Genomic DNA, 12,213 nt, shown 5'->3' on the forward strand with positions numbered 1-12,213 from the left:
GACGCCGACGCCGTCGCCGCGGGCGTGCGCGACCTCGGGCCGCGGCGCACCGCCGCCGCGCGGGAGGTGTTCACCTCGTTCGGAACCTGCAGTATCACCGAGCCGCTCACCGAGCTGGTCGACCTCGAACTGGTCGACGGCTCGCTCGTGCGCGGAGAAGGAGCCGCCTCGTGACCCGAATCGACATCCCGGAGGGCTCCCCCTTCGGCCTCGCCAACCTGCCCTACGGCGTGTTCTCGACGCCGGGTAGTGCGCCCCGGGTGGGGGTGCGCGTCGCCGACTCGGTCGTCGACCTGGCGGCCACCCTCGGCGACGACGTCTTCGCCCAGCCGTCGCTCAACGCGTTCATGGCGCAGGGCCGGGCCCGCTGGGACGAGGTGCGCTCCCGGGTGCGCGACCTGGTCTCCGGCGACGTGCCCGACGACGCCGTGCACCCGGTGTCCGAGGTGCGCCCGCACCTTCCCGTCGAGGTCGCCGACTACGTCGACTTCTACGCCTCCGAGCACCACGCCTCGAACCTCGGAAGGCTGTTCCGGCCGGACGCCGAGCCGCTGATGCCGAACTGGAAGCACCTGCCCGTCGGCTACCACGGCCGCGCGGGCACGGTCGTGCTCTCCGGCACCGACATCGTGCGCCCGTGCGGACAGCGCAAGGCCCCGGACGAGCAGGCACCGACGTTCGGCCCGTCCCGCAGGCTCGACATCGAGGCCGAGCTGGGGTTCGTGGTGGGCACGGGGTCACCGCTGGGCTCGACGGTGTCCCCGGATTCCTTCCCCGACCACGTGTTCGGCGCGGTGCTGGTCAACGACTGGTCGGCCCGGGACATCCAGGCGTGGGAGTACGTGCCGCTCGGCCCGAACCTCGGCAAGAGCTTCGCCACGTCGATCTCGCCGTGGGTCGTGCCGCTGGCCGCGCTGGAAGCCGCGCGCGTGCCGTTGCCGGGCCAGGACCCCGAGCCGCTGCCGTATCTGGCCGAGCGCGAGTCGTGGGGGCTGGACATCGAGGTCGTCGTGGAGTGGAACGGCCAGGAGGTCGCGCGCCCGCCGTACCGCGAGATGTACTGGTCGCCCGCTCAGATGCTGGCGCACCTGACGGCCAACGGCGCCTCGAGCCGGACGGGTGATCTCTACGCGTCCGGGACGATCTCGGGCCCGGACAAGCACCAGCGCGGCGCGTTCATCGAGCTGACCTGGAACGGCCGCGAGCCACTCGAGATCGGCGGTGAACAGCGGACGTTCCTCGAGGACGGCGACGAGGTGGTGTTCACCGCGAGCGCTCCGTCCACCGATGGCGGCAGGCTCGGGTTCGGCGAGGTGCGCGGGCGCGTCCTGCCCGCGAGGCAGAGCTGAGCGCGCACACGGGGCGTCGGGGCGTCCGCCCGGGAATGGCGGGCGCCCCCACCGCGTTACAGTGGTAGTTGAACGGACAACTACCTGGTGAGCGTGGTGACGAGGACATGCAGTTCGGGATCTTCAGCGTCGGGGACGTCACGCCCGATCCCACGACAGGGCGCACGCCCTCCGAGGCGGAGCGCATCGACGCGATGGTGCGGATCGCCTTGAAGGCCGAGGAGGTCGGCCTCGACGTCTTCGCCACCGGCGAGCACCACAACCCGCCGTTCGTGCCGTCGTCGCCGACCACCATGCTCGGCTACATCGCCGCGCGCACGGAGCGGCTGATCCTGTCCACGGCGACCACGCTGATCACCACCAACGACCCGGTGAAGATCGCGGAGGACTTCGCGATGCTCCAGCATCTCGCCGGTGGCCGCGTCGATGTGATGATGGGCCGGGGCAACACACCGCCGGTGTATCCGTGGTTCGGGCAGGACATCCGGCAGGGCATCCCGCTGGCCCTGGAGAACTACGAGCTGCTGCACCGGCTCTGGCGCGAGGACGTCGTGGACTGGGAGGGGCGATTCCGCACGCCGTTGCAGAGCTTCACGGCCACACCGCGCCCGTTGGACGGCGTGCCGCCGTTCGTGTGGCACGGCTCCATCCGCAGTCCGCAGATCGCCGAGCAGGCCGCCTACTACGGCGACGGCTTCTTCCACAACCACATCTTCTGGCCCGCCGAGCACACCCGGCGCATGGTGGCCCTGTACCGGGAGCGGTTCGCCCACCACGGCCACGGCGAGCCGCACGAGGCGATCGTGGGCCTCGGCGGCCAGGTGTTCATGCGGCCGAACTCGCAGGACGCGGTGCGCGAGTTCCGGCCCTACTTCGACCACGCCCCCGTCTACGGCGGCGGTCCCTCACTGGAGGAGTTCTCCGAGCACACGCCGTTGACGGTGGGCAGCCCGCAGCAGGTCATTGACCGCACCCTCGGGTTTCGCGAGTACGTCGGTGACTACCAGCGGCAACTGTTCCTCGCCGACCACGCGGGGCTGCCGCTGAAGACCGTGCTCGAGCAGCTCGACATCCTCGGCGAGGAGGTCGTGCCCGTCCTGCGCAAGGAGTTCGCCTCCCGCCGCGCCCCCGGCGTCCCGGACGCACCCACCCACCCACGCCTCCCCGGGCCCACCCACAGTAGTTGACGCGCCGTCAAGGCCTCCTTCACTGCGTTGAGTGCAGTAAAGGGGGCCTTGACGACATGCCAGCAGTGCTCAGGCGGGGGTGAGGCCGAGTTCGCGGGCGATGAGCATGCGCTGGACCTCGCTGGTGCCCTCGCCAATCTCCAGGATCTTGGCGTCGCGGTAGAACCGGCCGACCGCGAACTCGTTCATGAAGCCGTAGCCGCCGTGGATCTGGGTGGCCTCCCGCGCGTTGTCCATCGCCGCGTTCGACGCGGTCAGCTTCGCGATCGCCGCCTCCTTCTTGAACGGCTCCCCACGCAGCATCTTCGCCGCGGCCTGGTAGTAGGCCAGACGCGCGGTGTGGGTGCGCATCTCCATGTCGGCGAGCTTGAACTGAACCGCCTGATACCGCCCGATCGTGTGACCGAACGCCTCGCGCTCGGAGACGTAGCGCAGGCACTCGTCCACGCACCCCTGCGCCAGCCCGACGCTCAGCGCCGCGATGGCGACGCGGCCCTCGTCCAGGATGGACAGGAACTGCGCGTAGCCCCGGCCGCGCTCGCCGAGCAGGTTCTCCGCGGGCACCCGGCACTCGGCGAAGGACAGCTCGTGCGTGTCGGAGGCGTTCCAGCCGACCTTGGAGTACTGCGGTGCCACGGCGAACCCCGGAGTCCGCGCCGGCACGATGATCGCCGAGATCTCCTTGCCGCCGTCGTCCCCCCGGCCCGTCACGGCGGTCACGGTGACCAGGCTGGTGATGTCGGTCCCGGAATTGGTGATGAACGACTTGCTGCCGTCGATCACCCACTCGTCCCCGTCCAGCCACGCCGACGTGCGCGTGGCGCCCGCGTCCGACCCGCCGGACGGCTCGGTGAGCCCGAAAGCCCCGAGCGCGGTACCCGCGCACAAGTCCGGCAGCCAGCGCCGCTTCTGCTCCTCGGTGCCGAACCGGTGGATCGGCATGGCCCCGAGCGAGACCCCGGCCTCCAGGGTGATCGCGACCGACGAATCCACCCGGGCCAGCTCCTCCAACGCCAGGCAGAGGGCGAAGTAGTCGCCGCCCATCCCACCGTGGGATTCCGGGAACGGCAGGCCGAACAGGCCCATCGAACCCATGCGCGCCACGAGGTCGTACGGGAACGCCTCACGCTCGTAGTAGTCGCCGATCACGGGTGCGACCTCGGCGCGCGCGAAATCGCGCACGGTCCGCCGCAGCTCCTCGTACTCGTCGTCGAGCCTGAAGTCGATCATGACGTGCCTTCCTCCGGGGTCACCAGGGCCAGGGGTTCGTCCAGCCCGACCTGCTGGCCGGCCCGGACGGTGAGCTCGCGGACGACGCCGTCCACGGGCGCGGTGACGGTGTGCTCCATCTTCATCGCCTCGACCACGAGCAGCGGCGCTCCGGCGGCGACCCGCTGGCCCGGCTCGGCCTTGACCACGAGCACGGTGCCGGGCATCGGGCTCGTGACCGGCCCGGAATCGACCGATTCGGCGTGTGAGGCGAGCAGGTTCGGCCGTTCCCGCACCGCGACGACGCGGCCGTCCCGTGCCAGCCACAGGGTGCCGTCCGGTTCGGCCGCGCGGTGGTAACGCCGGTATAGCCCCGTCTGCCGCACGACGAGCGCGCCGTCGCCGTCGCGGGCCGCCGACGCGTCGACCGGTTCGCCGTCGCCGACGGTGACCCGTGCCGCGTCCGGGGGGCCCTCGACGTGGACCAGCGCCTCCGTCTGCTCGGCGCGCAGCAGGAACGCCACTCCGGCGCTGCCGCCCAGCCGCCATCCGCTGGGCACCTCCCACGGGTCGACCACCGCGTCCGTGGGCCACAGTCCGAGCAGGCGGTCGAGCGCCGCGGCGACGAGGACGTCACCGGGCACGCCGTCGTCGGCGGTCAGCGCGGACAGTTCCCGCTCCACCAGCGCGGTGTCGAGCGTGCCCGCGCGCACCTCGGGATGCCGCACCAGCTCGCGCAGGAACGGCACGTTCGTCGGCACCCCCAGCACGGCGGTGTGCGCCAGTGCCCGGTCGAGCCGGTGCAGCGCCGAGGCGCGGTCGGGGCCGTGGGCCACCACCTTGGCCAGCATCGGGTCGTAGTGCGAGGCGACCACCGTGCCCACGCGCAGCCCGGAGTCCACCCGGACGTGCTCGTTGCGCGGCTCGGCGAGGGCCAGCACGGTGCCCCCGGTCGGCACGAAGTCCCGCGCCGGGTCCTCGGCGTAGACGCGGGCCTCCACGGCGTGCCCGTCGAGCCGGACGTCGTCCTGGGCCACGGCCAGCGGTTCGCCCGCCGCGACACGCACCTGCCACTCGACGAGGTCGAGGCCGGTGACCAGCTCGGTCACCGGGTGCTCGACCTGGAGGCGGGTGTTCATCTCCAGGAAGAAGAACTCGTCCGGACGCCGCGAGGACACGATGAACTCGACCGTGCCCGCGCCGACGTAGCCGACCGACCGTGCGGCCTCGACCGCCGCCCGTCCCATGCTCGCCCGGGTCCGCTCGTCGAGCAGCGGCGACGGCGCCTCCTCGATGATCTTCTGGTGCCGCCGTTGCAGGCTGCACTCGCGCTCGCCGAGGTACACGCAGTGGCCGTGGGCGTCGGCCAGCACCTGGATCTCGATGTGCCTCGGCGCGGCGACGTACCGCTCGATGAGCAACCGGTCGTCGCCGAACGCGCCGCGCGCCTCACGGCGGGCGGACTCGACGGCGGAGGGCAGTTCGTCCGGGACGGACACCACCCGCATGCCCTTGCCGCCGCCGCCCGCCGACGGTTTGAGCAGAACGGGGTAGCCGACCCGCTCGGCGGCCTCGGCGGCCGAGTCCACGTCGGACACGTCGTTGGCGCCGGGGACCACCGGAACTCCGGCCGCCGACACCGTGTCCTTGGCGCGGATCTTGTCGCCCATCGCCTCGATCGCCGCCGGGGGCGGACCGAGGAACACGATGCCGGCGTCCTCGCACGCCCGGGCGAACTCGGCGTTCTCGGCGAGGAATCCGTAACCGGGGTGCACGGCCTGGGCACCCGAGTCGACGGCGGCGGCCACCACGTCGGGAATGGACAGGTAGCTGCGCGTGGCCTCGGCGGGGCCGACGCGCAGTGCCACGTCCGCCTCGGCGACGTGGCGGGCCTCGGCGTCGGCGTCGCTGTAGACCGCGACCGAGCGGATGCCCATCCGGCGCAGGGTGGCGATGACCCGTACCGCGATCTCGCCACGGTTGGCGACAAGGACCGTGTCGAACATGCCCCTCACATCCTGAACACGCCGTAGTTGACCGGATCGAGCGGCGCGTTCGCCGCCGCCGAGAGCGCCAGTCCGAGCACGGTGCGGGTGTCCTTCGGGTCGATCACGCCGTCGTCCCACAGCCGCGCGGTGGAGTAGTACGGGTTGCCCTGGGTCTCGTACTGCTCGCGGATCGGTTCCTTGAACGCCTCCTCGTCGGCGGCGGACCATTCCTGCCCCCGGGCCTCGACGCCGTCGCGGCGCACGGTGGCCAGCACCGAGGCGGCCTGCTCGCCGCCCATGACCGAGATGCGCGCGTTGGGCCACATCCACAGGAACCGGGGTGAGTAGGCCCGCCCGCACATCGAGTAGTTACCCGCGCCGAACGACCCGCCGATGATCACGGTGAACTTCGGTACGCGCGCGCAGGCCACGGCGGTGACCATCTTCGCGCCGTGCTTGGCGATGCCGCCCGCCTCGTAGTCGCGGCCGACCATGAACCCGGTGATGTTCTGCAGGAACACCAGCGGAACCGACCGCTTGTCGCACAGCTCGATGAAGTGGGCTCCCTTCATCGCCGACTCGGCGAAGAGCACGCCGTTGTTGGCCACGATCCCGACCGGGTGGCCGTGGATGCGGGCGAAACCGGTGACCAGCGTCGTGCCGTACTCGCGTTTGAACTCGGCGAACCGGCTGCCATCCACCACGCGGGCGATCACCTCGCGCACGTCGTAGGGCGTGCGCGAGTCCACAGGGACGGCCGCGTACAGCTCGTCGGGGTCGACGGCGGGCTCCTCGGTGGGCGCGACGTCCCACGGCCGGGGCGCGGCCGGGCCGAGCGTCGACACGATCGAGCGCACGATGCGCAGCGCGTCGGCGTCGTCGGCGGCGAGGTGGTCGGTCACTCCGGAGGAGCGTGCGTGCACGTCCCCGCCGCCGAGTTCCTCGGCGGTGACCTCCTCGCCCGTGGCTGCCTTCACCAGCGGCGGACCGCCGAGGAAGATCGTGCCCTGCTCGCGCACGATGACGGCCTCGTCGCTCATCGCGGGCACGTAGGCGCCCCCGGCCGTGCAGGAGCCGAGCACGGCGGCGATCTGCGGAATGCCGCGCGCGGACATGGTGGCCTGGTTGTAGAAGATACGGCCGAAGTGCTCCCGGTCCGGGAAGACCTCGTCCTGGTGGGGCAGGAACGCGCCACCGGAGTCGACGAGGTAGACGCACGGCAGGTTGTTGTGCAGCGCCACCTCCTGCGCGCGGAGATGCTTCTTCACCGTCAGGGGGTAGTAGGTGCCGCCCTTGACGGTGGCGTCGTTGGCGACCACGACGCACTCCCGGCCGGAGATCCGGCCGATGCCGGTGATGATCCCCGCCGACGGCGCCTCGTCGTCGTAGAGGCCGGTGGCGGCGAGCGGGGAGAGTTCCAGCAGCGGCGAGCCCGGGTCGAGCAGCGCGTCCACCCGGTCGCGCGGCAGGAGCTTGCCGCGCTCGACGTGCCGCGCGCGGGCCTTCTCGGGCCCGCCGAGACGCACGTCGGCCAGCCGGGCACGCAACTGGCCGGCCAGATCGGTGTGCGCGCGCGTGTTGCGGGTACCCGCGTCGCTGTCGGGATCGACGGAGCTGGTCAGCGCCGGAGTGTCCATCACACCCTCAAGTTAGCAGTCGTTAACACCATGCGCGATGTTAGCGCTGACTAACAACCCTGTCCAGACTCCCCGCGCACACGACAGCGCGGGCACGCCCTCAGATTCGGCGTGCCCGCGCTGTGCGGCGGATCGTCAGCCCGTCACGGACTGGAGAGCGGGCAGATAGCCGGAGGCCTGGCCCTGCACCGTCGGGTGATACGACTCGTCGACCGGCCAGGTCAGACTGTGCAGCCACCACGTGCCGTCCGCGCAGATCTCGTGCCCGCTGAAGTGGCCGCGGACATCGACGAAGGTCACGCCCGCCGCGGCCGCCCGCTGCGCGGTGACCTCGGCCAGGGTGTCGGCCCCCGAGTTGATCGCCGAGCGCTTGGTGTCGCTCAGCCCGGCCTGGCACGATCCCCCGATCTTGTAGAAGCGCGGGTAGCCCAGCACGACGATCTGGGCGTTCGGCGCGTTGCTTCGCACGACGGAGTAGACCTCGTCAAGTCTCCCGGGAAGAGTGGTCCGGGCGAATTGCTTGGCCTGCTCGACACGGTCGATGCAGTACTGGTTGGTGCCCAGGGTGCAATCCACCATCACGTCGGTGAACCCGGCGTCGTTGCCACCGACGGACAGGGTCACCAGCGTGGTGCTGGCGTCGAGCGCCGACGCCTGATTGATCACATCGGAGGTCGTGGCGCCCAGGCAGGCGACGAAAGTGAAGTCGGTGACGGAGTGGGAATCCGCCCACAGTTCGGGATAGGCGTTGGCACTGCGTTTGCAGCCGCCGGAATCCCCGTACGATCCGGCTCCCACACCGGAGGAATAGGAGTCGCCGAGGGCGACGTAGTTCGTGGCGGGAACGGCGGCCGCGGTGACGGCTCCTCCCACCAGACTCAGAACCAGGACGACGAAAACCGAGAACAACCGACGAGCCCGCGTCACCATGGCGCACCCTTCCGTCAATGATTGGCCGGAAAAGACCCTTACCAGGTGGAGGGATGACGAGAAAGACGCGGGAAACGGACATGACCCGGATGGATCACGTCAAAAGACTCCCCTTCCATTAGCGTTCGCTAACCGAGGCGCTAGAGTCTGCCGCGTGTCCTCCTCCGGTTCACCTCTGCGGCGCGGCGACAAGGCCGGTCGTCGCGACCAGATCCTCGCGGCCGCGGCCGCGCTCTTCGCGGACCGGGGTTTCCACGGGGTCGGCATCGACGACATCGGCGCGGCGGTGGGCATCTCGGGGCCCGCACTGTACCGGCACTTCCGGAGCAAGGACGCGATGCTCGGGGAGATGCTCACCTCGATCAGCCGTTACCTGCTCGACGGCGCCACCGAGCGCACTGGCCGGGGCGGATCGCCGGAGGAGGTGCTCGCGGGACTCGTGCGCTTCCACGTCGATTTCGCGCTCAGCCAGCCGGCCCTGATCACGGTGCAGGAACGGGACCTGGCCAACCTCGGCCAGACCGACCGCAGGCAGGTGCGCGCCCTGCAGCGCCGCTACGTCGAGGTGTGGGTGGCGACGCTGCGGGCGGCGGTCACCCACCTCGACGACACCCGCGCGCGTTCGGCCGCGCACGCCGTCTTCGGGTTGATGAACTCGACCCCGCACAGCAGGCACCTGCCCGACGACCAGCTCGCCGACCTCCTTGAGGACCTCGCCCTCGGGGCGCTCTACGCGGCGAAGTGAGTCGTTCCGCGCGGACCGGCGCGTCTCCCGATCACCCTGCCGGGCGGCACCGCGCGCGGGGCCACTGGTGTTGTATGGGACCCGTGCAGGCCGATCACGACGACGGGCGGGAGGCGCTGGTGCGCCGTGCGCAGCGCGCGCTGGCGGCGGCCAGTCTCGGCGAGGACGACGAGGCACTGTCCGCGCTCGGACCCTCCGCGCAACGGGAACGGCGCGAGCGAACCCGCGAGCTGATGCTGCTGTTGTTCGGCGCCTGCAGCGCGATGGTCGCCGGTCTCGGTGACGGCGGCGCCACGCCGGTGCGGGTACAGGTCTTCGACGAGAGCGGCGAGGAGGTCTCCATCGACCAGGCCGCACCGCCCGTGCGCACCGCCGTGCGCACACTGCTCGCCGAGGTGCACGGCAACCCGGAGGCGGCGGTCGAGCAGGTCGAGATCGCCCTGGCCAGCGCCGCGCGCGATGAGGTGGACAGCCTGCTGGTGCAGGCTCTGCGCTGGACGGTGCGCCTGGCGGTCGAGTGCCTCGACCGCGACGTCGACGTCCCGGCCTGGATCACCGAGGCGCTCACCGGCTGAGCCGTCTCCGGCCGCGCACGCGGCGGGGGCTTGCCCGGGCGAGGATGATGAACCTCCCGACCGCGCACCCGCGGCCGGGTACCCGACCGTGCCGGGCGAGAGACCCTCACCGTGCGCGATGAGAAGAGGAGGCAACCGTGCGCATCGCCGTCCCCCGCGAGACGAAGAAACACGAGTACCGGGTGGCGTTGACCCCCACCGGGGTCGACGAGCTGACCCGCAGGGGACACGACGTGTTCGTCGAGACGGGAGCCGGGGCAGGCTCGGCCATCAGCGACGCGGAGTACCTGTCGGCGGGCGCGAAGGTTCTGCGCGAGGCCGCCGACGTCTGGAGCGAGGGCGAACTCGTGCTCAAGGTCAAGGAGCCCGTCGCCCCCGAGTACGCCTACCTGCGCGCCGACCAGGTGCTGTTCACCTACCTGCACCTCGCGGCGGACCGGCCGTTGACCGAGGCCCTGCTCGACGCGGGCACGACGGCGCTGGCCTACGAGACCGTGCAGAGCGACGACGGCGCGCTGCCGCTGCTGGCCCCCATGTCCGAGGTCGCGGGCAGGCTCGCCCCTCAGGCGGGCGCCGCCGCGCTGCTGCGCCCGGGGGCGGCCGCGGAGTGCTGCCGAGCGGCCTGCCGGGTGTCCACCCGGCGAAGGTCGTCGTGATCGGCGGCGGGGTCGTCGGCCGGGGCGCGGCGCGCGTCGCACTCGGGCTGGGTGCCGACGTGGAGCTGCTCGACACCAACATCAGCAGGCTGTGGCAGATCGACCAGGAGTTCTCCGGCCGAGTCCGCACCGTGGCCTCCACGGCGATGTCGCTCGAGGAGTCCGTGCTCGGCGCGGACATGGTGATCGGTGCCGTGCTGGTGCCGGGCGCGAAGGCGCCCCGGCTCGTCTCCCACGAGCTGGCAGGCCGGATGCGCGAGGGCAGCGTGCTGGTGGACGTCTCCATCGACCAGGGCGGCTGCTTCGCCGACTCGCGGCCGACCACCCACGACGACCCGACCTACCGGGTCAACGACTCGGTGTTCTACTGCGTGACCAACATGCCAGGGGCGGTGCCGCGCACCTCGACCTACGGGCTCACCAACGCCACGCTGCCCTACGTGCTCCGCATCGCCGAGACCGGATGGGCCGAGGCGGCACACGCCGACGCCAGCCTGGCCAAGGGGCTCAACACCCACGGCGGCGAGCTGACGAACGAGCCGGTGGCGACCGCGCACGGCCTGCCGTGCGGTACCACGCCGATCCGGGAGCGCTGAGGCGAAAGACCGCACCGCGCTCGGCGTACGGCCGCGCGGGGAGTCAAGAAGGGGCGGCCCGCTCAACCAGCCTGGGGGTCACCGGGAGCGGGCCGCCACCCACAAGCTTAAGCAATAACGTCGCGGTTCGCCGCCCGGGGGGCGCGAGTCGGCGAAGTTTCTTTCCCACCAGCGTTCTTCGGAGCCCGTGATTTCTCCAGCGTAACGCTGTGCGCAGTGACGATGCGTCACGAGTGCCCTGCGCCACCCTCCGGGTGATCTGTGTCGCCCCGCCGATCGGGTGAGGGAACCGGGGGACTCCCGTGATCGTCGTAACGGTCCGTACGGCAGGATGACACCGCCACAGGCACGATCATGAGAGACGAGGGCAGCATGCACGACGGCAGCGGCCGCATCGCGGTGCAGAACCTCACCAAGCAGTTTGGACCCGTCACCGCGGTGCAGAATCTCAGTTTCGCGGTGGAGCCGGGCAGCGTCACCGGCTTCCTGGGACCCAACGGTGCGGGCAAGACCACCACGCTGCGGATGGTGCTCGGGCTGGTCGAACCGACGGCGGGGGTGGCCACCATCAACGGCAGGCGGCACGACCAGCTCGGCAACCCGGGCCGGGTCGTGGGCGCGGTGCTCGACAACGGCGGGTTCCACCCGAAGCACACCGCGCGCAAGCACCTGCGCATCTATGCCGCCGCCACCGGCGTACCCGACCAGCGCGCCGACGAGGTCCTGGGCCTTGTCGGCCTCTCCCCCGCGGCGAACCGGCGCACCTCGGACTTCTCACTGGGGATGCGGCAACGGCTCTCGCTCGCCACGGCCTTGCTCGGCGACCCGCAGGTGCTCGTGCTCGACGAACCGTCGAACGGACTCGACCCCGAGGGCATCGCCTGGCTGCGGTCGTTCCTGCGTTCCTTCGCCCAGCAGGGACGCACCGTGCTGGTGTCGAGCCACCTCCTGTCCGAGGTGGAGCAGATGATCGACCAGGTCGTCATCGTCAGCGCCGGGGCCACGCGGTACTACGGGCCGCTGGAACAGCTCCGCCAGAGCAGGCAGTCGCGCGTGCTGGTGCAGCCCGCCGACGCCTCCGGGCTCGTCACCGCGCTGCACTCCTCCGGGGTGACCGGCGTCGAGCCCACCCAGGACGGCCGGGTGGCCGTGTCCGGGGCGAGCGTCCAGCGGATCGGTGACATCGCCGCACAGGCGGGCATCGCGCTGTACGGGATGCAGGAGGAGAAGGCCGACCTGGAGCAGTTGTTCTTCCAGCTCACCAGCCCGCAGTACGGCGCGGCGCCGGTGCAGGGCCAGCCGCCCCAGCACGCCGCGGGCCCGCCGCCGCAGCAGCAGGCC

9 protein-coding genes and 1 pseudogene are annotated in these 12,213 nt (G+C 71.3%); 6 read left to right on the forward strand and 4 right to left on the reverse strand.

Translation table 11 applies throughout. From position 1 onward, the window contains the following. Positions 1 to 170: 170 nt before the first annotated feature. On the forward strand, positions 171 to 1,349 hold the full coding sequence (gene fahA / locus SACSA_RS0105295; RefSeq protein WP_019814132.1) for a fumarylacetoacetase: 1,179 nt from the start codon (positions 171 to 173) through the stop codon (positions 1,347 to 1,349). Between the two features lie 107 nt (positions 1,350 to 1,456). Continuing rightward, positions 1,457 to 2,536 (forward strand): LLM class flavin-dependent oxidoreductase, encoded by a 1,080-nt coding sequence (locus SACSA_RS0105300; RefSeq protein ID WP_019814134.1) that lies wholly within the window; start codon positions 1,457 to 1,459, stop codon positions 2,534 to 2,536. 69 nt (positions 2,537 to 2,605) lie between these two features. Here the strand turns inward: SACSA_RS0105300 and SACSA_RS0105305 are convergent, their stop codons facing one another. The 4 genes from SACSA_RS0105305 to SACSA_RS0105320 all read right to left on the reverse strand — a co-directional run bounded on the left by SACSA_RS0105305 (position 2,606) and on the right by SACSA_RS0105320 (position 8,300). Then, positions 2,606 to 3,766, reverse strand: a complete 1,161-nt coding sequence (locus SACSA_RS0105305) for an acyl-CoA dehydrogenase family protein (protein WP_019814136.1) — start codon at positions 3,764 to 3,766, stop codon at positions 2,606 to 2,608. Beyond that, complete coding sequence (locus SACSA_RS0105310; protein WP_019814137.1) at positions 3,763 to 5,751, reverse strand: acetyl-CoA carboxylase biotin carboxylase subunit; 1,989 nt, start codon at positions 5,749 to 5,751, stop codon at positions 3,763 to 3,765. The genes SACSA_RS0105305 and SACSA_RS0105310 overlap by 4 nt, the downstream gene beginning before the upstream one ends. A gap of 5 nt (positions 5,752 to 5,756) precedes the next feature. Then, positions 5,757 to 7,370 (reverse strand): carboxyl transferase domain-containing protein, encoded by a 1,614-nt coding sequence (locus SACSA_RS0105315; RefSeq protein WP_019814138.1) that lies wholly within the window; start codon positions 7,368 to 7,370, stop codon positions 5,757 to 5,759. Between the two features lie 135 nt (positions 7,371 to 7,505). Then, on the reverse strand, positions 7,506 to 8,300 hold the full coding sequence (locus tag SACSA_RS0105320) for an SGNH/GDSL hydrolase family protein (RefSeq protein ID WP_028661563.1): 795 nt from the start codon (positions 8,298 to 8,300) through the stop codon (positions 7,506 to 7,508). A gap of 154 nt (positions 8,301 to 8,454) precedes the next feature. Between SACSA_RS0105320 and SACSA_RS0105325 the strand changes: the two genes are divergently transcribed. The 4 genes and pseudogenes from SACSA_RS0105325 to SACSA_RS21660 form a co-directional block, all read left to right on the forward strand. Continuing rightward, positions 8,455 to 9,045, forward strand: a complete 591-nt coding sequence (locus SACSA_RS0105325) for an SACE_7040 family transcriptional regulator (RefSeq protein WP_019814140.1) — start codon at positions 8,455 to 8,457, stop codon at positions 9,043 to 9,045. Positions 9,046 to 9,119: 74 nt separating this feature from the next. Beyond that, the gene (locus SACSA_RS0105330) at positions 9,120 to 9,620 is read left to right on the forward strand and encodes a hypothetical protein (RefSeq protein WP_019814141.1); all 501 of its coding nucleotides are present in this window, start codon (positions 9,120 to 9,122) and stop codon (positions 9,618 to 9,620) included. Between the two features lie 137 nt (positions 9,621 to 9,757). Beyond that, positions 9,758 to 10,872: pseudogene (gene ald / locus SACSA_RS0105335) on the forward strand (alanine dehydrogenase). Between the two features lie 372 nt (positions 10,873 to 11,244). Continuing rightward, positions 11,245 to 12,213, forward strand: a 969-nt coding sequence (locus tag SACSA_RS21660; RefSeq protein ID WP_019814142.1) for an ABC transporter ATP-binding protein, incomplete at its 3' end; no start/stop codon positions are given.

The sequence above is a fragment of the Saccharomonospora saliphila YIM 90502 genome, from assembly GCF_000383795.1.
In the GTDB taxonomy this organism is placed as follows: domain Bacteria; phylum Actinomycetota; class Actinomycetes; order Mycobacteriales; family Pseudonocardiaceae; genus Saccharomonospora; species Saccharomonospora saliphila.

What these genes read in the sequence shown, in the direction of transcription:
- SACSA_RS0105300 (WP_019814134.1), top strand. Translation starts at nt 1,457, where the DNA reads ATGCAGTTCGGGATCTTCAGCGTCGGGGACGTCACGCCCGATCCCACG.
- SACSA_RS0105305 (WP_019814136.1), bottom strand. Translation starts at nt 3,766, where the DNA reads ATGATCGACTTCAGGCTCGACGACGAGTACGAGGAGCTGCGGCGGACC.
- SACSA_RS0105315 (WP_019814138.1), bottom strand. Translation starts at nt 7,370, where the DNA reads ATGGACACTCCGGCGCTGACCAGCTCCGTCGATCCCGACAGCGACGCG.
- SACSA_RS0105330 (WP_019814141.1), top strand. Translation starts at nt 9,120, where the DNA reads ATGGGACCCGTGCAGGCCGATCACGACGACGGGCGGGAGGCGCTGGTG.
- SACSA_RS0105320 (WP_028661563.1), bottom strand. Translation starts at nt 8,300, where the DNA reads ATGGTGACGCGGGCTCGTCGGTTGTTCTCGGTTTTCGTCGTCCTGGTT.
- SACSA_RS0105310 (WP_019814137.1), bottom strand. Translation starts at nt 5,751, where the DNA reads ATGTTCGACACGGTCCTTGTCGCCAACCGTGGCGAGATCGCGGTACGG.